General features: G+C 71.3%; 17 protein-coding genes and 1 tRNA gene. 3 read left to right on the top strand and 15 right to left on the bottom strand.

What is annotated here, in order from left to right:
• Positions 1-15: 15 nt before the first annotated feature.
• Positions 16-741 (top strand): 4'-phosphopantetheinyl transferase family protein, encoded by a 726-nt coding sequence (locus BCL76_RS35990; protein ID WP_109783592.1) that lies wholly within the window; start codon positions 16-18, stop codon positions 739-741.
• 7 nt (positions 742-748) lie between these two features.
• Entirely contained in the window at positions 749-1942 is a 1194-nt protein-coding gene (locus BCL76_RS35985) for a methylmalonyl-CoA mutase family protein (protein WP_146228501.1), read from the top strand.
• Between the two features lie 110 nt (positions 1943-2052).
• On the opposite strand, the gene BCL76_RS35980 is transcribed toward BCL76_RS35985, so the two are convergent.
• The 15 genes from BCL76_RS35980 to BCL76_RS35910 all read right to left on the bottom strand — a co-directional run bounded on the left by BCL76_RS35980 (position 2053) and on the right by BCL76_RS35910 (position 19741).
• The gene (locus tag BCL76_RS35980) at positions 2053-3420 is read right to left on the bottom strand and encodes an MraY family glycosyltransferase (RefSeq protein WP_109783588.1); all 1368 of its coding nucleotides are present in this window, start codon (positions 3418-3420) and stop codon (positions 2053-2055) included.
• A gap of 116 nt (positions 3421-3536) precedes the next feature.
• The gene (glyA, locus tag BCL76_RS35975; RefSeq protein ID WP_109783586.1) at positions 3537-4766 is read right to left on the bottom strand and encodes a serine hydroxymethyltransferase; all 1230 of its coding nucleotides are present in this window, start codon (positions 4764-4766) and stop codon (positions 3537-3539) included.
• A 463-nt stretch (positions 4767-5229) separates the two neighbouring features.
• Positions 5230-5886 carry an arsenate reductase/protein-tyrosine-phosphatase family protein gene (locus BCL76_RS35970; protein ID WP_181382876.1) on the bottom strand — a complete coding sequence of 219 codons (657 nt, stop codon included), beginning with the start codon at positions 5884-5886 and terminating at the stop codon, positions 5230-5232.
• Positions 5883-6530 (bottom strand): L-threonylcarbamoyladenylate synthase, encoded by a 648-nt coding sequence (locus BCL76_RS35965; protein WP_030720925.1) that lies wholly within the window; start codon positions 6528-6530, stop codon positions 5883-5885. Before BCL76_RS35965 ends, BCL76_RS35970 begins: the two co-directional genes overlap by 4 nt.
• A 49-nt stretch (positions 6531-6579) precedes the next feature.
• Entirely contained in the window at positions 6580-7425 is an 846-nt protein-coding gene (gene prmC / locus BCL76_RS35960; protein ID WP_109783584.1) for a peptide chain release factor N(5)-glutamine methyltransferase, read from the bottom strand.
• An 86-nt stretch (positions 7426-7511) separates the two neighbouring features.
• Positions 7512-8591 carry a peptide chain release factor 1 gene (gene prfA / locus BCL76_RS35955; protein WP_109783582.1) on the bottom strand — a complete coding sequence of 360 codons (1080 nt, stop codon included), beginning with the start codon at positions 8589-8591 and terminating at the stop codon, positions 7512-7514.
• Positions 8592-8717: 126 nt separating this feature from the next.
• Entirely contained in the window at positions 8718-8936 is a 219-nt protein-coding gene (gene rpmE / locus BCL76_RS35950) for a 50S ribosomal protein L31 (RefSeq protein ID WP_030708126.1), read from the bottom strand.
• Positions 8937-9119: 183 nt separating this feature from the next.
• Complete coding sequence (locus tag BCL76_RS35945; protein ID WP_109783581.1) at positions 9120-10220, bottom strand: LCP family protein; 1101 nt, start codon at positions 10218-10220, stop codon at positions 9120-9122.
• A 232-nt stretch (positions 10221-10452) separates the two neighbouring features.
• A complete protein-coding gene (gene rho, locus BCL76_RS35940) occupies positions 10453-12564 on the bottom strand; it encodes a transcription termination factor Rho (RefSeq protein ID WP_109783580.1) in 2112 nt (703 codons plus the stop codon).
• 432 nt (positions 12565-12996) lie between these two features.
• Positions 12997-13923, bottom strand: coding sequence for a homoserine kinase (gene thrB, locus BCL76_RS35935; protein WP_109783579.1), 927 nt, complete (start codon positions 13921-13923; stop codon positions 12997-12999).
• 380 nt (positions 13924-14303) lie between these two features.
• Positions 14304-15374, bottom strand: a complete 1071-nt coding sequence (gene thrC / locus BCL76_RS35930) for a threonine synthase (RefSeq protein WP_030764126.1) — start codon at positions 15372-15374, stop codon at positions 14304-14306.
• 6 nt (positions 15375-15380) lie between these two features.
• The gene (locus BCL76_RS35925) at positions 15381-16670 is read right to left on the bottom strand and encodes a homoserine dehydrogenase (protein WP_109783610.1); all 1290 of its coding nucleotides are present in this window, start codon (positions 16668-16670) and stop codon (positions 15381-15383) included.
• Between the two features lie 126 nt (positions 16671-16796).
• The gene (lysA, locus tag BCL76_RS35920; RefSeq protein WP_109783578.1) at positions 16797-18188 is read right to left on the bottom strand and encodes a diaminopimelate decarboxylase; all 1392 of its coding nucleotides are present in this window, start codon (positions 18186-18188) and stop codon (positions 16797-16799) included.
• Between the two features lie 19 nt (positions 18189-18207).
• Positions 18208-19137 carry an ArgS-related anticodon-binding protein NrtL gene (nrtL, locus tag BCL76_RS35915; protein WP_109783577.1) on the bottom strand — a complete coding sequence of 310 codons (930 nt, stop codon included), beginning with the start codon at positions 19135-19137 and terminating at the stop codon, positions 18208-18210.
• A gap of 94 nt (positions 19138-19231) precedes the next feature.
• Positions 19232-19741: a response regulator gene (locus BCL76_RS35910; RefSeq protein WP_109783607.1), complete on the bottom strand. Its 510-nt coding sequence runs from the start codon at positions 19739-19741 to the stop codon at positions 19232-19234.
• A gap of 82 nt (positions 19742-19823) precedes the next feature.
• On the opposite strand from BCL76_RS35910, the gene BCL76_RS35905 reads away from it, so the two are divergent.
• A tRNA-Arg gene (locus BCL76_RS35905) sits at positions 19824-19895 on the top strand.
• Positions 19896-19951: the final 56 nt, after the last annotated feature.

Here is a 19951-nt window from a genome sequence, read left to right as displayed (position 1 = left end):
AGGAAGAGGAAAACCATGATCGAGGACGTACTGCCGTCCCACGTCCGGGCATTCGAGGCCTTCGAGCACGTGCCGTTCGCCACCCTGCACCCCCAGGAGGCGCCCCTCGTGGCCCGAGCGGTCGAAAGCCGCCGGCGTGAGTTCGCCACCGCCCGATACTGCGCCCACCAGGCGCTGACGGCCCTCGGCGCCCCCCAGGGCCCGCTGCTCGCCACCCCACGCGGGCTTCCCGTCTGGCCCGACGCCGTACGCGGCGCGATCACCCACACGACGGGCTACCACGCGGCGGCCGTCGCCGACGCCTCCCGGGTCGCCGCCATCGGTATCGACGCGGAGCCCGACAAGCCGCTGCCCGGGGGCGTGCTGGAGAGCATCGCCCTGCCGGAGGAGATCGCCCAGATCGGGCGACTCACCGTGCGGCACCCTGGAATCAACTGGGACAAGTTGCTCTTCAGTACCAAGGAAAGCGTCTACAAGGCGTGGTTCCCGCAGACATCCCTCGCGCTGGAGTTCGAGGACGCGCTCATCCGGATCGACCCGGCGCACCGCACCTTCTCCGCCCGCGTGCTCCCTCCGGCCCTGGTCGCCGCCCACCCCGACCTCAGCACCTTCGCCGGCCGCTGGCTCGTCCGCGAGGGGATCGTTCTCACGGCGATCACCGTGGACGCCCCCGCCACGGGTGGCGCTCCCGCCGGCCGCCACCTCGACCCGGCGCTCACGCGCCCCCCATCACATCCGTGAGGAGCCCATGACGTCCGGCATCTCCCCGGCCGCGGAACGGACCACCAGGTTCCACACCTCGGCGGCCGCCAACCTCCGCCTCAGACAGTTGTTCGATCGAGGCGCGCGCGTCCTGCCGCTGCTCGTCGACCGGCCGACCGCGTCGGGGCTGGACTCCGACACGGCGTCGGCCTACGGCCAGGTGGCCCGCGCCGGGGTCGCCCTCGACTCGATCGACGACATGCGGGTGCTGCTGGGCGGCATCCCCCTCGACAAGGTCTCCCTCTCCCTGTCCGTGGACGCCGCGGCCGCTCCCCTGATCCTGCTGTACCAGCTCGTCGCCCAGGAGCACGGCGTCCCAGCCGAACGGCTGCGCGGCTCGGTCCGCAACGACGTGCTCAAGGAGTTCATCACCCCTGACGGAACCTGCCTCTTCCCTCCGGCCCCGTCCATGCGCCTGACCCGGGACCTGCTGCGGTACTGCCGGACCGCCCTGCCGCGCTGGGACGTCGTGTCCGTCTGCGGCCACGAGCTGGCCGAAGCGGGGGCGGACCCGGCCCAGGAGGTCGCCTTCGCCCTCGCCAACGGCATCGCCTACGTCCGTACGGCGGTGACCGCGGGCGTCTTCGTGCCACGGCTCACCTTCTGCCTCTCCGGCGGCGGCAACCAGGCCGAGGTCCTGGCGAAGTTCCGGGCCGCCCGCCGCATCTGGGCCCGGGTCATGACCGAGCACTTCGGGCCGGACCTGGCCGGCCGCGCGGTGCTCCGCCGCCACGTCCCGTCGCCCTGGAGCCTGGCGGCGACCCGCACGGGCCGACCCTGGCTGCGCGCCGACGCGTCGCTGGAGATCGAGACGGCCGCGCTCCGGCTGATGCACAGCATCGAACGGATCGGCGGCGCCGTGCGCGCCGTGGAGTGCCGATTCCAGAGCACCGCCCTGCCCCCGGACAGTCGCGTACCCGGCCCCGGGCTCCAAGCACCCGGGCCCGAGGCCCACGCCGCGCACCTGCGTCAGAGCGAACGGCTGGCCAAGCTGCGCGCCTGGCGCGTCCAGCCGTCGGTGGACGACGCCCTGGCCCGGCTTCGGGAGGCCGCGGAAGGCGACCGGAACGTCATGTTCCCGATGCGGTCGGCCCTGGCCGCCAGTGCCACCGTGGGTGAGATCTGCGAGACCCTCCGCGGCGTCTGGGGCGCCTACCAGCCCCTGCCCGGACGCCGCTGAGAGGGCTCGTACCCCGCGCGGTCCTGCATCGGACACGGCCCCGCCCCGCCGCTACGGCCGTGGGCCGGGGCCGTCGGCGTGGGCCGGACCCGCCGGCCGCGGCCCGGGGCTCAGGACCGCTCCCGCTCCTTGGTGTCCGTCCCGCCCCTGCGCGCCGACACCGCGGACAGCGCCGTCGCACCGTGCAGCCCGTACGAGGCCGGAGTGCCGGCCACCGCGGTCTCGCCCGTCGCCGTGGCCGTACGGGCGGGCGCCGGCGAGCCGTCCCCCGCCTCGGCAGCGGCGACCGGTCCGCGGCCGGACGCCACCGTCCGGTGCCGGTAGCGCGGCGGGACCAGACCCTCCGCCCAGCGCGGGGCGCGCGGGGTGAAGCGCGGCAGCAGCAGCAGGATCAGGCCGACCGCACTCAGCGCGACGATCGCCAGCACGATCCACATGGTGGCGGAGTGCACCGAATAGGCCACGGTGCCGAAGGCGATCAGTCCCGACCAGAAGTACATGATCATGACCGCGCGGCTGTGCGAATGCCCGAGTTCCAGCAGCCGGTGGTGGAGGTGTCCACGGTCGGCGGCGAACGGCGACTGGCCCTTCCACGTACGCCGGACGATCGCCAGGACCAGGTCCGCCATCGGGATCGCGATGACCGTCAGCGGCAGGATCAGCGGGATGTAGGCGGGGAGCATCGCGTGCGTCGCGTTGCGCTCACCACCGGCGAAGAGGGCCAGCGCGTCCGGGTCCACCTGCCCGGTGAGGGAGATCGCGGAGGCGGCCAGCACCAGTCCGATGAGCATCGAGCCGGAGTCGCCCATGAAGATTCGGGCGGGGTGCATGTTGTGCGGCAGGAAGCCCAGGCACATGCCCATGAGGATCGCGGCGAAGAGGGTCGCCGGCGCCGCCGACTCGATGCCGTAGCCGAACCAGATCCGGTACGCGTAGAGGAAGAGCGCGGCCGCGGCGATGCAGACCATGCCGGCGGCGAGGCCGTCCAGACCGTCGACGAAGTTCACGGCGTTGATGGTGATGACGACGAGGGCGACGGTGAGCAGGTTGCCCTGCCACTGGGTGAGCGGGACCGTACCGATACCCGGGACGGGGATCCACAGGATGGTCAGACCCTGCATGACCATCACGCCGGCGGAGATCATCTGCGCGCCGAGCTTGATCAGGGCGTCGAGCTCGAACTTGTCGTCGAGGACGCCGACCAGCCAGATCAGGGCCGCGCCGGAGAGCAGCGCGCGGGGTTCGTTCGACAGCTCGAAGACGCCGTTGAGGTTCCGTAGGTGGTCCGCGACCAGCAGGCCCGCGCACAGACCGCCGAACATGGCGATGCCGCCCAGTCGTGGCGTGGGCTCGCGGTGCACGTCGCGGGCGCGGATCTCCGGCATGGCCCCGGCCGCGATCGCGAACTTCCGCACGGGCCCGGTCAGCAGGTAGGTCACCGCGACCGTGACGCAAAGCGTCAGCAGATATTCACGCACGGGCTGCCCCAGATGTATCGCCGGCCATCTCAGCCCCACACATTAGCCGCGATGTCCCCTTCACCGAGGACGCGAGGGGGCGGCATCCCGGTTGCGGCACGCCCTTCTTGTGCCACTTACTCCCCGTATGGGGGAAATGCCATTGTGAGCTCACCGACCTCCTTCCGTGTTTTCACGCCATCCCCGGCCAGCGCCGCTGTGAACAATGCCGCGATCGTGACCATCTCCGCCTCTCCCATCCCTTGGGTGGTCACGGCGGCCGTGCCCAGCCGGACCCCGCGCTGGTCCCCGTACGGGAGGGCGCAGGTGTCCAGCACGATCCCCGCGGCCGCCAGCCGGCCGCGGGCGGTCGGGCCGTCGACGCCCAGCGGCGCCGGATCGGCGGTGATCAGATGGGTGTCGGTGCCGCCGGTGGTGACCGTGAACCCGTGCTCCTGGAGCGCGCCCGCCAGGACCCGGGCATGGGCGACGACCCGGTGCGCATAGGTGGTGTAGGCCGGCCGGGCCGCCTCACCGAAGGCCACGGCCTTCGCGGCGATGGTGTGCATCTGGGCCCCGCCCTGGGTGAAGGGGAACACCGCCCGGTCGACGCGCTCCGCGTACTCGGTACCGCACAGCAGCATGCCGCCGCGCGGGCCGCGCAGCACCTTGTGCGTGGTCGCGCAGACGATGTCGGCGTACGGGACGGGGCTGGGCGCGGCCCCGCCGGCCACGAGGCCGATCGGGTGGGCGGCGTCCACGATCAGGTGGGCGCCGACCTCGTCGGCGATCTCCCGGAAGGCCGAGTACTCGGGGTGGCGGGGGTAGGAGATGGAGCCGCACACGATCGCCTTGGGCCGGTGCGCGCGGGCGAGGCGCTGGACCTGCCGGTAGTCGATGAGGCCCGTCGCCGGGTCGACGCCGTACCCGACGAAGTCGAACCACCGGCCGGAAAGGTTCGCCGGCGACCCGTGGGTGAGGTGTCCGCCGTACGGGAGCCCCATCGCCAGCACGGTGTCGCCGGGCCGCAGCAGGGCGGCGTACGCGGCGAGGACGGCGGAGGATCCGGAGTGCGGCTGCACGTTCGCGTGCTCGGCGCCGAAGAGCGCCTTGGCCCGCTCCACGGCGGTCCGCTCGGCCAGATCGGCGTACTCGCACCCGCCGTGGTGCCGGGCGCCGGGGTAGCCCTCCGCGTACTTGTTGGCGAGCGCGGACCCGAGCGTGGCGAGCACGGCGCTCGAGGTGAAGTTCTCCGCGGCGCTCAGCTGCAAGGTACCGGCCTGCCGCTGCCGCTCCCCGGCCAGGATGTCGGCCATCTGCGGGTCCTGCGCGCGCAGCAGGTCCGTGGGCTGGGTGATGACGCTCATGGCGGCGCTCCAGGGGGTACCGGGTTACCAGCCACTGTAGGCCCGCGGACCCCGCGATGCCCTGTCAGCGCGCGGCGAGCCCCTCCTCGACGCGGCACTCGCACCACTCGGCCCCGCAGGGCCTCCCGGGCTTCGCCCCGCCGCGCCGACCTCCGGCCGACGAACGCTCAACGCGCCGCGGTCACACCCGTCAGGGCCGTCACGACCGGATCCAGCGCCTGATTGAGCCCCTCCTCGACGCGGCGCTCGCACCACTCGGCCCCGCAGGGCCTCCCGGGCTTCGCCCCGCCGCGCCGGCCTCCGACCGGCAAACGCTCAACGCGCCGCAGTCACACCCGTCAGCGCCGTCACGAGCGGATCCAGCGCCTGGTTGAGCCCCTCCTCGACGCGGCGCTCGCACCACTCGGCCCCGCAGGGCCTCCCGGGCTTCGCCCCGCCGCGCCGACCTCCGACCGGCAAACGCTCAACGCGCCGCAGTCACACCCGTCAGCGCCGTCACGACCGGATCCAGCGCCTGGTTGATCTCGTCGCCGATCGAGCGGAAGAAGGTGATCGGGGCTCCGTACGGGTCGTACACCTCGTCCGCGTCCGGCGACGGCGCCAGCAACCAGCCGCGCAGTGCCGCGGCGGCCCGTACCAGCGCCCGTGCGCGCTCCGCCATGCCGTCGTCCAGCGGCGGCAGCGTGGCCGGGTCTATCGCCCGGACCAGCCGGGTGAACTCCTTCAGCGTGAAGGTACGCAGTCCCGCCGAGTGGCCCATCGAGATGACCTGGGCCCGGTGGTCGCGGGTGGCGGTCAGCACCAGGTCGGCGCGTATGACGTGCTCGTCCAGCAGCTCCCGCCCGGTGAACCCGGACGCGTCGGCCCCGAAGTCCGCCAGCACGGCGGCCGCGTTCGCCTCCATCGGGGCGCCCTCGTGGCCCCAGGTGCCGGCGCTCTCCACGATGAGGTCGCCGGTGACCAGGCCGCCGAGGCGGTGCGAGAGGGCATGCCGCGTCAGCCGCTCGGTGATGGGCGAGCGGCACACGTTCCCGGTGCTGACGTGGAGTATGCGGAAAGTGTTTCCCCCGGCTACCGGCGGGCGGTACCCCCCTGCTATGCCACGCCCCTCAGGGCTCACGGGGCGACCTCGAGGTCGGGTACGACCTCCCGCAGCTGGTCTGCGGTGAGCGCCCCTTCGCGCAGCAGGACGGGAACCTTCCCGGTGACGTCGACGATCGACGACGGCTGGATGCCGGGCGTCGGGCCGCCGTCCAGGTACACGGACACGGAGTCCCCGAGCATCTCGCGCGCGGCGTCGCAGTCCTCGGGCGCCGGGTGACCCGACAGGTTGGCCGAGGACACCGCCATCGGGCCGACCTCGGTCAGCAGCTCGATCGCGACGGGGTGCAGCGGCATGCGCACGGCCACGGTGCCCTGGGTGTCCCCCAGGTCCCACGCCAGCGAGGGCTGGTGCTTGGCGACCAGCGTCAGCGCACCCGGCCAGAAGGCGTCGACGAGCTCCCAGGCCTGCTCCGAGAAGTCCGTGACGAGGCCGTGGAGCGTGTTCGGGGAGCCGATGAGCACCGGGGTGGGCATACCGCGGCCCCGACCCTTGGCGGCGAGCAGGTCGTGCACGGCCTCCGGGCTGAAGGCGTCCGCGCCGATCCCGTAGAGGGTGTCGGTGGGCAGCACGACGAGCTCGCCGCGGCGCACGGCGGATGCGGCTTCACGCAGACCCGTCTTACGGTCCGTCGCGTCGTTGCAGTCGTATCGCCGGGCCATCAGCGGGCCTCCTCGTGCAGCAGGGGGGTGGCGGAAATCGTCGCGCCGGTCACGGCAGGGCCTTGCGGGCCGTCGCGAAGCGCGGGCGGTTGTTGAGGTCCGGGTGGTCGGCCGCGTCGGCCCAGCCCCGCTCCTCGGCGAAGATCCACGGAACCTGGCCGCCCTGGGTGTCGGCGTGCTCGATGACGACGATGCCGCCGGGCCGCAGCAGCCGGTGGGCGGTGCGTTCGATTCCGCGGATGGTGTCGAGGCCGTCCTCGCCGGAGAAGAGCGCCATCTCCGGGTCGTGGTCGCGGGCCTCGGGGGCGACGTACTCCCACTCGGTGAGCGGGATGTACGGCGGGTTGGAGATGACCAGGTCGACCTGGCCGTCGAGCTCGGGCAGCGCGCTCAGGGCGTCGCCCTGGTGCACGGTGACCCGGGAGTCCTCGGCGTTCTTACGGGTCCAGCGCAGGGCGTCCTCGGACAGCTCGACCGCGTGCACGCGCGAGCGCGGCACCTCCTGGGCCATGGCCAGCGCGATCGCGCCGGAGCCGGTGCACAGGTCCACGATCAGCGGCTCCACGACGTCCATCGCACGCACGGCGTGTATGGCCCAGTCCACGACCGACTCGGTCTCGGGCCGGGGCACGAAGACCCCGGGCCCGACCTGGAGCTCCAGGTAGCGGAAGAAGGCGCGGCCGGTGATGTGCTGGAGCGGCTCGCGCGCCTCGCGGCGGGCGACGGCCTCCCAGTAGCGGGCGTCGAAGTCCGCGTCCTTGACGTGGTGCAGTTCCCCCCGTTTGACGCCGTGCACGAAGGCGGCGAGCTCCTCCGCGTCGAAGCGCGGTGAGGGCACGCCGGCGGCGGCCAGCCGCTGGGTGGCCTGGGCCACCTCGGCAAGCAGCAAGTTCACGCTGGTCCTCCGGGCTGCTGTCAGGGGGGTCCCCCCTGCTCGAGCGAAGCCGAGAGCTTGGGGGAGGGGGGTGGTGCGGGGGTCGGTCAGTGCGCGGCCGCGAGCTTGGCCGCGGAGTCCGTGTCGACACAGGCCTGGATGACGGCGTCGAGGTCACCGTCGAGGACCTGGTCCAAGTTGTACGCCTTGAAACCGGTCCGGTGGTCCGAGATCCGGTTTTCCGGGTAGTTGTACGTACGGATCTTCTCGGAGCGGTCCACGGAGCGCACCTGGCTGCGGCGCACGTCCGAGGCCTCCTGCTCGGCGGCCTCCTGGGCGGCGGCCAGCAGGCGCGACCGCAGGATGCGCATGGCCTGCTCCTTGTTCTGGAGCTGGCTCTTCTCGTTCTGGCAGGAGGCGACCACACCGGTCGGCAGGTGCGTGATGCGCACGGCCGAGTCGGTGGTGTTGACGGACTGGCCGCCGGGGCCGGACGAGCGGTACACGTCGATGCGGAGGTCGTTCATGTTGATCTCGACCTCGACCTCCTCGGCCTCCGGTGTGACGAGCACGCCCGCGGCGGAGGTGTGGATGCGGCCCTGGGACTCGGTGGCCGGCACCCGCTGGACGCGGTGCACGCCGCCCTCGTACTTCAGGCGGGCCCACACGCCCTGGCCGGGCTCGGTGGCGCCGTTGCCGCCCTTGGTGCGGACGGAGACCTGGACGTCCTTGTAGCCGCCGAGCTCGGACTCGGTGGCGTCGATGATCTCGGTCTTCCAGCCCACGCGCTCGGCGTAGCGCAGGTACATGCGCAGCAGGTCGCCGGCGAACAGCGCCGACTCGTCGCCGCCCGCGCCGGCCTTGACCTCCAGGAGGACATCCTTGTCGTCGCTGGGGTCACGCGGAACGAGCAGCAGGCGGAGCTTCTCGGTGAGCTCCTCGCGCTGTGCGGTCAGTTCCTTGGCCTCGGCGGCGAAGTCGGGGTCGTCGGCCGCGAACTCCTTGGCCGTCTCGATGTCCTCGGCGGACTGCTTCCAGGCACGGAAGGTCGCGACGATCGGGGTCAGTTCCGCGTAGCGCTTGTTCAGCTTGCGCGCGTTGGCCTGATCCGAGTGGACCGAAGGGTCGGCGAGCTTCTTCTCAAGATCGGCGTGTTCGCCGACCAATTCCTCGACCGCTTCGAACATCGGGGGACTCCTGGGGTGAAAAGTGCGAAGGACTGCAGGGGGGACGTGCCGGAACGACGACAAAGGCGCCGGTCCGGCCGCCCCCGAGTGGACAGGGGGCGGCCGGAGACCGGCGCCTGGGTCGCGCTACTTCTTGGCCGCACCCTTGCCGAAGCGCGCCTCGAAGCGGGCCACACGGCCACCGGTGTCGAGGATCTTCTGCTTGCCCGTGTAGAACGGGTGGCACTCGGAGCAGACCTCGGCTCGGATGGAGCCTTCGGTCAGGGTGCTACGGGTGGTGAACGACGCGCCACAGGTGCAGCTGACCTGGGTCTCGACGTACTCGGGGTGAACATCGCGCTTCAAGGTGTCTCCTAGATTCGGGAGGGCGCCGGGTCGCAGGAGCCGAATTGCGCACTGCGTGAACCGGGGCCGACAGACCAGTCTGCCAGGACCGGGCTGCCTGTCAAAATTCTGAGGACGCCTCCCTCAACGGCAAGGGGTCGCCATCTATTCCGAGCGGGTCCGCGGACCCTCCCTGACGGGGTTCTACTGCACGATCGACCCGGCGGCACTCTTGTCCCCGGAGGAGTTCGCGGTGGCCTCGGCCGGGATCGGCCGGTCCGCCAGCAGGGCCTCCCAGACCATCTTGGTCTCCTTGGTGAGCGGGGCCACGCGGTTGGGGTCGCGGGGGTCCGTGGTCACCGGGAGCGTGATCATCTGCATGTCCTGGGCGTCGATGCCCTGGAGCCCCTGGGCGAAGCCCATGAGGGACTTCACATCACCGAGCGGCTTGTCGGTGGTGATCGCCTTGGTCGCCGAGTCGGCGATGTCGAGCAGCTTCTTGGGATTGTCGTAGAGCCCGATGCCCTTCACCTGCTTGATGAGCGCCTTGATGAAGGCCTGCTGCAGCTGTATTCGACCCAGGTCGCTGCCGTCGCCGACGCTCTTGCGGGTGCGGACGAGGCCGAGGGCCTGTTCGCCGTTCAGTTTGTTGGTGCCGGCCGCCAGGTCGAGGTGGCTGGAGCCGTCCTTGATCGGCTTGGTGGTGGTCACCTCGACGCCGCCGAGGTTGTCGATGATCTTCTTGAAGCCGGTGAAGTCGACCTCTATGTAGTGATCCATGCGGATCCCCGACATCTTCTCGACGGTCTTGACCGCACAGGCGGCCCCGCCGACGGTGAACGCCTCGTTGAACTGGGTGCGCTGACCGCCGGGGTCGGTCTTCCCGCCCGACGTCGCGCACGAGGGCCGGGAGATCATGGTGTCGCGCGGTATCGACACGACACTGGCCTTCTCGTGGCCCTCGTAGAGGTGGATGATCATCGCGGTGTCGGAGCGGGCGGAGCCGCCGTCGTCCTGGCCGTACTCGCCGTTGGCGCCGCCGCGGGAGTCGGAGCCCAGGACGAGGATGTCCATCGAGCCGTTGTCGACGTTCTGCGGGCGGTCGGTGCCGAGCGCCTGGTCGATGTCGACGGTCTTCAGGTTCCCGTTCAGCTTGAAGTAGAAGTAGCCGAGGCCCGCTCCCCCCAGCAGGACCACCCCCGCCGCGCTCCAGGCGGCCACGGCGAGGGCCTTGCGGCGCTTCGCCGGTTTGCGTCGGCGCCGGGCCGCGGCACGCCCGCCGTGGTCCTTGCTCTCCTCGGTCATGCTCTCCTCAGTCCTGGGTCCGATCCCTGGTCGTTCCGGCCCGCCGTCCACCCCGCGGCTCCGCTGAAACAGACGGGTGCAGGGCGCGCAGGGTTCCATTCCGGGCCGAACCGCCCGGCGAGGCGTGTGCGCCCCGTAACGGGCGCGTGTACCCCGTCCGGGGGCCCGTACGCGCGACAGCCCCCGCCGCAAGGTGCGGCGGGGGCTGTCGCGGTGCTACGCGAGCCGGACGTCAGTCGTCGTTCTTGCCCGACGGGGTCGTCTTCGCGATCTGCATCAGGAACTCGGCGTTCGACTTCGTCTGCTTCATCTTGTCGAGCAGCAGCTCGATCGCCTGCTGCGAGTCGAGCGCGTGCAGCACCCGGCGCAGCTTCCAGACGATGGCGAGCTCCTCCGCGTTGAGGAGGATCTCCTCCTTGCGGGTGCCGGACGGGTCGACGTCGACAGCCGGGAAGATGCGCTTGTCGGCGAGCTTCCGGTCGAGCTTGAGCTCCATGTTGCCGGTGCCCTTGAACTCCTCGAAGATCACCTCGTCCATGCGCGAGCCGGTGTCGACGAGCGCGGTGGCCAGGATGGTCAGCGAGCCGCCGTCCTCGATGTTGCGCGCGGCACCGAAGAAGCGCTTCGGCGGGTACAGCGCGGTCGAGTCGACACCACCGGACAGGATGCGGCCGGAGGCGGGCGCCGCGAGGTTGTACGCGCGGCCCAGACGGGTGATGGAGTCCAGCAGGACGACCACGTCGTGACCCAGCTCGACGAGACGCTTGGCGCGCTCGATGGCCAGCTCGGCGACGGTGGTGTGGTCCTCGGCCGGGCGGTCGAAGGTCGAGGAGATGACCTCGCCCTTGACCGACCGCTGCATGTCGGTGACCTCTTCCGGACGCTCGTCGACCAGGACGACCATCAGGTGGCACTCGGGGTTGTTGGTGGTGATCGCGTTGGCGATCGCCTGCATGATCATGGTCTTACCGGTCTTCGGCGGGGCCACGATCAGGCCTCGCTGACCCTTACCGATCGGCGACACGAGGTCGATGATGCGGGTGGTCAGCACGCCCGGGTCGGTCTCCAGACGGAGCCGGTCCTGCGGGTACAGCGGGGTCAGCTTCTGGAACTCCGGGCGGCCACGGCCGGATTCGGGCGCCATGCCGTTCACCGAGTCCAGACGCACGAGGGCGTTGAACTTCTCGCGACGCTCGCCGTCCTTGGGCTGACGCACGGCACCGGTGGTGTGGTCACCCTTACGCAGGCCGGCCTTGCGGACCTGGGCGAGGGAGACGTACACGTCGTTGGGGCCGGGCAGGTAGCCCGACGTCCGGATGAACGCGTAGTTGTCGAGGATGTCGAGGATGCCGGCGACGGGGATCAGCACGTCGTCGTCGGCGACCTGCGGCTCGCTCGGCGCGAACTCGTCGCGGCCACGGCGGCCACGGCGGTCGCGGTAGCGGCCGCGCCGGCCGCGACGGCCGTCCTCACCGTCGAAGTCGTCCTGCGGCCCGTTGTCCTGGCGGTCCTGACGGCCCTGCTGCTGGCCCTGGCCCTGGCCACGGCCGCCCTGCTGCTGGCGGTCGGCGCGGTCCTGACGGCCGCCGGCCTGACCCTGACCACCCTGGCCGCCCTGACCCTGGCCGCCCTGGCCCTGACCCTGGCCGCCCTGGCCCTGGTCGTCGGCCTTGGCGCCGCGGTCACGGCGGTCGCGCTGACGGTCGGTGCGCTCGGCACGGTCACCGCGGTCACCGCGGTCACGGCGGTCGCGACGGCCGCGGCCCTCGCCCTCCGCACCCTGCGCCTGGCCGGCGGAGACCGCGGTGGCGGCCTCGGCCTTGGCCTCGGACGGGGCGGTGGCGGCGGGCGCGGTCTCGGTCTTCTGCTCGACCTGCACGGCGACGGGGGCGGAGGCCTCCGGGCTGCCGGAGGGGGCCGTGGCCCGACGGCGGCGGCGCTCGCCGACCGGGGCGTCCTCGCTGGCCGGCTGGCCCGGGATCTCGATCTGCGCCTTCGCGGCGGCCTTCTCGGCGGGCGCCTCGGCGGCGGCCTCACCCGTGCGGGCCTTGCTGGTGGCGCGGCGCTTCGGCTTGGCCTCGGCGGTGTCTGCGGCGGTGGAGGCGGCGGCCTTGGGGGCACCGCTGCCCGCCTGCGCCTCCTTGATGACCTCGATCAGCTGGCTCTTGCGCATCCGCGCGGTGCCCCTGATCCCGAGGCCCGACGCGACCTGCTGCAGCTCGGCCAGGACCATGCCGTCAAGGCCGGTGCCGGTGCGTCGACGCTTGGGTGCGGCGCCCGCGGCGGGGGCACTGGTGTCGACAGAGGTGTCGGCAGCGCCCATCAGATCGGTGGTGTCGCTCACGAAGGGTCCTTCCCTGGAGCGGACGTCGGCCTGTCTGGCTCGGCGACCGGTTGTGCTGTCCGACGACGGTCCTAGGTGTGGACCGTGCCGGGGCGGTGGTCCGCCGATGGAAATACGGCGGAAGAAACGTGCATGGCTGGTTCCGGCGAGAAGCCCCCGAGCTGAAAGCGTGGGAATGTCACGCCGATTCCGGAGCGTGCTCGAAACTGCTGGAAGTGATCAAAGCAGTCGGGGAGGCTCCCGGAAGAAATGTGGTCCCGAATGGGGACACTGAGCACCGAGCCATGACGGCTTCCGATGCGCACTTGAGACTAACACTACCGGATCCAATAGATATTCCCCCTCTCAATCACCGGCAATCGCGCCCTTCCGCGCGGGCGGCCTGCCCTGGCCGCCCGCCCCTGACCGGCTGTGCACTCCGGGAAAGCGGGTCTAGCCGCCCTGGGTGCCCAGCGGAAGTACGCTCGCGCCCGCGGCGTCGAGTGCGAGCCGGTTGGCCGCCCACCCCTCGCCCGCGAGCTGCGCGACCTTGTCGGCCGCGCCGTTGTCGACCAGCGCCAGGACCGTGGGGCCCGCGCCGGAGATGACCGCGGGGATCCCGTCCGCCCGCAGCCTGTTGACGAGTGCCACGCTCTCGGGCATCGCCGGGGACCGGTACTCCTGGTGGAGCCGGTCTTCGGTGGCCGGCAGGAGGAACTCGGGACGCCTGGTCAGGGCTTCCACGAGCAGGCCCGCGCGGCCCGCGTTGACGGCCGCGTCCACGTGCGGGACGGTGCGCGGCAACAGGCCGCGCGCCGTCTCGGTGAGGACCGGCTTGGAGGGTACGAAGACCACCGGAACGATGGATTCGGCGGGCTCCATCCGGATCGCCTTGGCGCTGCCGCCGTCCATCCAGGCGAGGGTGAATCCGCCGAGCAGACAGGCGGCGACGTTGTCGGGGTGGCCCTCGATCTCGGTGGCGAGTTCGAGCAGCGCCGCGTCGTCGAGCTTGGCCTCGCCGCCTATGGTCACCGCGCGGGCGGCGACGATGCCGGCGCAGATGGCGGCGGAGGAGGAGCCGAGGCCACGGCCGTGCGGGATGCGGTTGGCGCAGACGACCTCCAGGCCGCGCGGCTGGCCGCCCAGCAGGTCGAAGGCGGTGCGCATGGAGCGTACGAGCAGGTGGCTCTCGTCCCGCGGGAGGGTGTCGGCGCCCTCACCCGCGATGTCGATGTTCAGGCCGGAGTCGGCCACCCTGACGACCACGTCGTCGTAGAGCCCCAGGGCCAGGCCCAGGGCGTCGAAGCCCGGGCCGAGGTTGGCACTGCTGGCGGGAACGCGCACCCGTACGGCGGCGGCGCGGAACGCTGGACCGGCCATCGTCCGATGACACTCCTTGTGACTGTGCGAGATCTTCGCTCTTCGCTGGCTCGCTGCGAATGTACTGGAGAACGTACGACACCCGAAGGCCCTCGGGGCAGCACCGCAGTCATATGCGCGGTGGCGGATGTAGGTACAGCGTATCGAAGGAAGGTTCTCTCGCGACATAGGGCGCACAGGAGGCGCACGATGCGTGTCGCGGACTTCGACCGACTTCGACCGACTTCGACCGCATTTTTGTTGTCGTACGGGGTGAGTTGCCGGGTTCCGGAAAGATCCCGAGAAGGCCTCGAACGGCCTTCCGGAGCCCTCCGGACCCCAGCTCCCCACGGTGGCGCGGTACCGCGGCGCGGCTGCGCCGCGGTGCTGCCGTGTCGCCGTCAGACGAGTCCGAGGCGCACGGCGGCGGCCTCGGCGTCCACCGGAACGGTGACGGGCTGCGGAGCGCCGGCGATCGCCCAGTCGGGGTCCTTCAGGCCGTTGCCGGTGACGGTGCACACGATCTTCTGACCGGGGTCGACCAGGCCCAACTCGGCGGCCTTGAGCAGACCGGCCACCGAGGCGGCCGAGGCGGGCTCGACGAAGACGCCCTCCTGGGAGGCCAACAGCCGGTACGCGGCCAGGATCTGGCGGTCCGTCACCTCGTCGATGAAGCCGCCCGATTCGTCCCGCGCGGCCAGCGCGTAGTCCCAGGAGGCCGGGTTGCCGATCCGGATCGCGGTGGCGATGGTGTGCGGCTCCTTGACGACCTCGCCGCGCACGATGGGCGCGGACCCGGAGGCCTGGAAACCCCACACGCGGGGCGTACGGGTGGACAGGCCGTCGGCCTTGTACTCCTTGAAGCCCTTCCAGTACGCGGTGATGTTGCCCGCGTTGCCGACGGGCAGCACGTGGATGTCGGGCGCGTCACCGAGCGCGTCGACGATCTCGAACGCGGCCGTCTTCTGGCCCTCGATACGCACCGGGTTGACCGAATTGACCAGTGCGACCGGGTAGTTGTCGGAGAGCGCGCGAGCCAGGTTCAGGCAGTCGTCGAAGTTGCCGTCCACCTGGAGGATCTTGGCGCCGTGCACCAGCGCCTGGCCCATCTTGCCGAGCGCGATCTTACCCTGGGGTACGAGGACGGCCGAGACCATCCCGGCGCGCACCGCGTACGCGGCGGCGGAGGCGGAAGTGTTGCCGGTGGAGGCGCAGATGACCGCCTTCGCACCCTCTTCCTTGGCCTTGGTGATCGCCATGGTCATGCCGCGGTCCTTGAAGGAACCGGTGGGGTTCGCCCCCTCGACCTTCAGGTGCACCTCGCAACCGGTGCGCTCGGAGAGCACCTGGGCGGGGACGAGGGGAGTGCCACCCTCGCGGAGCGTCACCACGGGAGTCGTGTCCGTGACCGGCAGGCGGTCCCGGTACTCCTCGATGATGCCGCGCCACTGGTGGGTGCGATTGCTGCTCATGGGTCCTTACTCCCCTTCAACACGCATGATGCTGGCGACACCGCGGACGGTGTCCAGCTTCCGCAGCGCCTCGACGGTCCCGGAGAGGGCGGCGTCGGGCGCGCGGTGAGTGACGACGACGAGGGAGGCCTCGCCGTCCTTGCCCTGCTGCCGCACCGTGTCGATCGACACGCCGTGCTCCGCGAAGGTGGTCGCCACCTGGGCGAGGACGCCCGGCTTGTCCGCCACATCGAGGCTGATGTGGTAGCGGGTGACGACGTCCCCCATGGGGCTGACCGGCAGCTGGGTGTACGCCGACTCGCCGGGCCCCGTTGCCTCGGCGAGCTTGTTGCGGGCGACGGCGACGAGGTCGCCGAGGACCGCGGACGCGGTGGGCGCACCGCCCGCGCCCGGCCCGTAGAACATGAGCCGCCCGGCGGCCTCCGCCTCGACGAAGACGGCGTTGTACGCCTCACGGACGGAGGCGAGCGGGTGGCTGAGCGGGATCATCGCCGGGTGGACGCGCGCGGTGACGGACATGCCGTCGGCGGCGCGCTCCAGGATGGCGAGGAGCTTGATGGTGCAGCCCATCCGCTTGGCGGAGGCGAAGTCGGCCGCGCTGACCTCGGTCATGCCCTCGCGGTACACGTCGTCCAGGCGGACGCGGGTGTGGAAGGCGATGCCGGCCAGGATCGCGGCCTTGGCGGCGGCGTCGTAGCCCTCGACGTCGGCGGTCGGGTCGGCCTCGGCGTACCCGAGGGCGGTGGCCTCGTCGAGCGCCTCCTGGTACCCGGCGCCGGTGGAGTCCATCTTGTCGAGGATGAAGTTCGTCGTGCCGTTGACGATGCCCATCACCCGGTTGATCTTGTCGCCCGCGAGCGACTCGCGCATCGGGCGGACCAGCGGGATCGCGCCGGCGACGGCGGCCTCGTAGTAGAGGTCCAGGCCGTGCTGCTCCGCCGCGGCGTGCAGCGCGGCGCCGTCCTGGGCGAGCAGCGCCTTGTTCGCGGAGACCACGGAGATGCCGTGCTCGAAGGCGGTGGTGATGAGGGTGCGGGCCGGCTCGATGCCGCCGATGACCTCGATGGCGATGTCGATGTCACCACGTTTGAGGAGGGCGGTCGCATCGGTGGTGATCAGCGCCGGGTCGATGCCCTCGCGGACCTTGGAGGGGCGGCGCACGGCCACGCCGGCGAGCTCGACGGGCGCGCCGATCCTCTGCGTGAGGTCGTCGGCGTGCGTCGTCATGATGCGAGCCACTTCTGAGCCGACCACTCCACAGCCCAGCAGCGCCACCTTCAGCGGACGCGTACGCATCATTCGACCTACGCCTTTCGATCTTCCATCAGTACCCCGCGGGCGGTTTGCCCGCCGGGTGGAACCAGTCTCACTCAATGGACAGCAGTTTCCATCCTCGGTCCATTGAGTGAGACACCTATTTCATCATCCGAGGTCGAGACGCAGGAGATCTTCCTCCGTCTCGCGGCGGACGATCACTCGGGCCTGTCCGTCACGCACGGCGACGACGGGCGGGCGCAGCGCGTGGTTGTAGTTGCTGGCCATGGAGCGGCAGTACGCGCCGGTCGCCGGCACGGCCAAGAGGTCGCCCGGAGCGAGGTCGGCGGGCAGGAACGCGTCCTTCACGACGATGTCGCCGCTCTCGCAGTGCTTGCCGACGACGCGTACGAGCATGGGCTCGGCGGTGGAGGTGCGCGAGACGAGCGAGATGGAGTACTCGGCGTCGTACAGGGCGGTGCGGATGTTGTCGGACATCCCGCCGTCGACGCTCACGTAGGTCCGCAGACCCTCCAGCGGCTTGATCGTCCCCACCTCGTACAGCGTGAACGCGGTCGGGCCGACGATGGCGCGGCCGGGCTCCACGGAGATCCGGGGGGCGCGCAGGCCCGCGCTCTCGCACTCCCGGGCCACGATCTCGTGCAGGGCCTTGGCGATCTCGTGGGGCTCACGCGGGTCGTCGCTCGAGGTGTACGCGATACCGAGGCCACCGCCGAGGTCGATCTCGGGCAGCTCCACGCCGTGCTCGTCGCGTACGTCGGCCAGCAGCCGCACGACGCGCTTGGCGGAGACCTCGAAGCCGGCCATGTCGAAGATCTGCGAACCGATGTGGGAGTGGACGCCGAGCAGTTCCAGCGAGTCGTGCCCGAGCGCCCGGCGCACGGCCTCGGCGGCCGACCCGTCGGCCACCGCGATGCCGAACTTCTGGTCCTCGTGCGCGGTGGCGATGAACTCGTGGGTGTGGGCCTCGACGCCGACCGTCACGCGGATCTGGACGGGCTGGCGGACGCCCAGCTCACGGGCGATGTGCGCGACGCGGGCGATCTCCTGGAAGGAGTCGAGCACGATGCGCCCGACCCCGGCCTCGACGGCCCGGCGGATCTCGCCCTCGGACTTGTTGTTGCCGTGGAAGGCGATCCGCGCGGCGGGCATCCCGGCGGCGAGGGCGGTGCTCAGCTCCCCACCGGAACACACGTCGACGTTCAGCCCTTCTTCCTTCAGCCACTTCACGACGGCCTTGGAGAGGAACGCCTTGCCGGCGTAGAAGACGTCGGCGTCGGGACCGAAGGCGTGCGCCCAGGCCCGGCAGCGCGCCCGGAAGTCCTCCTCATCGAGGAAGTAGGCGGGCGTCCCGAACTCCTCGGCGAGCCGGGTCACTTCGATGCCGCCGACGGAGACGACCCCGTCGGCCGTACGCTCGACGGTCCGGGACCACACCTTCTCGTCGAGCGCGTTCAGGTCGGCCGGCGGCGGGGAGTAGTGCCCCTCGGGCAGGACGTCGGCGTGGCGGGGCCCGGCGGGGTGCGCGGAACGGCTCATCGGTATCTCTCTTCGCGAATCACAGGCGTGTCGGTGCGTCTATGCCGAGCAGGGCCAGGCCGCCGGCCAGCACCGTCCCGGCGGCTTCGGCAAGAGCCAGCCGGGCACGGTGGGCGGCCGAGGGTTTCTCGTCACCCTTGGGCAGGACGCGGTACTGGAAGTCGAGCAGCGCGTCGGCGAGCTCGACGAGGTGCCGGGCGAGCCGCTCGGGCGCGCGGTGGTGCGCGGCGGCTTCGAGGACGAGGGGGTGATCGGCCAGCGCGCGCAGCAGCGCGGGCGCGTCGACATCGCCCGGCTCCGGTCCAAAGCCCAGCTGATCGGCGTTGCGTACGAGGGCACGGGCGCGGGCGTGGGCGTACCGGACCCGGAAGAGCTCGTTGCCCTCCCCCTGTACGAGCAGTGCGTCGGAGAACTCGGGGGTCTCGCGCGCGGGGGTGGTCAGCGCGGCCCAGGCGACGGCGTCGGCCCCGTACCGCGCGAGCACGTCCCCATCACGGCGGGCGAGCGGCGCGACGACGAGCTCCGGACCGGGTCCGACCCCCTGAGCGGCCTCGATCCGCGCGACGGCGGCCCGTAGGAGCCGCTCGCGCGGCTCGCGGCACGCCGCCTCCGGAGCCTCGATCACGACAGGTCGGCGCACGTCACGCACCAGCTCGGCGGCGGAAACGGGACTCAGCGAGAAATTCAGGAACCCGGCCCCGGTGACGTCGACCCGTTCGATCCCGGCCACCGCGCCCAACCGGCGGGCCAACACCTCGGCGACCTCGGCCGGCCGCCGGCCAGCACCCTTGGCGATCTGGAAGGCGACGGGGGTGGCGTACTCCCCGACCCCACCGGGCCTGGTCCGCTCGACCACCACCCGCGCGGGCACGATCCCACCCAGCTCACCGTCCTCGACGGCGCAGCGCACGGCGCTTACGACGCAACGGGAGAGGTCGGCGGGGGTCACGGGACCCAGCCTAGGGGAGACGCACCGTCATCAGTCGAAGGGTTTCGCCATGTGAACAGAGCGCCGGACACCGGACAACCGAGGGGAGGACGCTCTACTGGTGGGGACCGCCCCTCCCCCTCCCGGCGGGCGCCCCTTTCCTCCCGTCACTCCGATCCTTGCGCTCGATCAGCCGGCGCACGATCCGTACCAGCTCGGTGGGCTCGAACGGCTTCGCGAGGAAGGCATCCACCCCGGCCGCGATCCCGGCCTCCACCTCGTGCTGCGTACAGGCGCTGACGATGGCGACGGGCACGTCCCTGGTCCGCGGATCGGCCCGCAACTGCGCGGCGGCCCCGAACCCGTCCAGCCGCGGCATGACCACATCAAGGGTGATCGCGTCGGGACACACCCGATGCACGACGTCCAGACACTCGACACCATCGTTCGCGGTCACGACCTCGAAGCCCTCCAGCTCGAGATTGACCTTGATCAGCTGCCGGATGACCTTGTTGTCGTCGACAACAAGCACCCGGCCCGAGACGCCTGGCACAACTCGAGAGTAGGTCCGCCAGGGCCCCCGCGTCCGGGTTTTCGCCACTTCCACCCCCTGCGGGCGAACCACCCCCTCCTCCCCCGCAAACCCGTTCCTGATCACCCCACGGAAGCTGGTAGTGTTCAACCCGTCGCCGCAACGCAGGCGACGCGCCCCCGTAGCTCAGGGGATAGAGCAACGGCCTCCGGAGCCGTGTGCGCAGGTTCGAATCCTGCCGGGGGCACTTCGCAGGAAGTGCCAGAGAGACCCTCCAAACAGTGTCAGTGCTGTTCGGAGGGT

The organism is Streptomyces sp. CG 926 (genome assembly GCF_003148825.1).
GTDB lineage: Bacteria > Actinomycetota > Actinomycetes > Streptomycetales > Streptomycetaceae > Streptomyces.
This window is presented reverse-complemented; position numbering and strand designations above follow the sequence as displayed.

What these genes read in the sequence shown, in the direction of transcription:
- BCL76_RS35945 (WP_109783581.1), bottom strand. Translation starts at nt 10,220, where the DNA reads ATGACCGAGGAGAGCAAGGACCACGGCGGGCGTGCCGCGGCCCGGCGC.
- thrC (WP_030764126.1), bottom strand. Translation starts at nt 15,374, where the DNA reads ATGAGCAGCAATCGCACCCACCAGTGGCGCGGCATCATCGAGGAGTAC.
- BCL76_RS35985 (WP_146228501.1), top strand. Translation starts at nt 749, where the DNA reads ATGACGTCCGGCATCTCCCCGGCCGCGGAACGGACCACCAGGTTCCAC.
- prfA (WP_109783582.1), bottom strand. Translation starts at nt 8,591, where the DNA reads ATGTTCGAAGCGGTCGAGGAATTGGTCGGCGAACACGCCGATCTTGAG.
- lysA (WP_109783578.1), bottom strand. Translation starts at nt 18,188, where the DNA reads ATGAGCCGTTCCGCGCACCCCGCCGGGCCCCGCCACGCCGACGTCCTG.
- glyA (WP_109783586.1), bottom strand. Translation starts at nt 4,766, where the DNA reads ATGAGCGTCATCACCCAGCCCACGGACCTGCTGCGCGCGCAGGACCCG.
- thrB (WP_109783579.1), bottom strand. Translation starts at nt 13,923, where the DNA reads ATGGCCGGTCCAGCGTTCCGCGCCGCCGCCGTACGGGTGCGCGTTCCC.
- BCL76_RS35925 (WP_109783610.1), bottom strand. Translation starts at nt 16,670, where the DNA reads ATGCGTACGCGTCCGCTGAAGGTGGCGCTGCTGGGCTGTGGAGTGGTC.
- BCL76_RS35990 (WP_109783592.1), top strand. Translation starts at nt 16, where the DNA reads ATGATCGAGGACGTACTGCCGTCCCACGTCCGGGCATTCGAGGCCTTC.
- BCL76_RS35965 (WP_030720925.1), bottom strand. Translation starts at nt 6,530, where the DNA reads ATGGCCCGGCGATACGACTGCAACGACGCGACGGACCGTAAGACGGGT.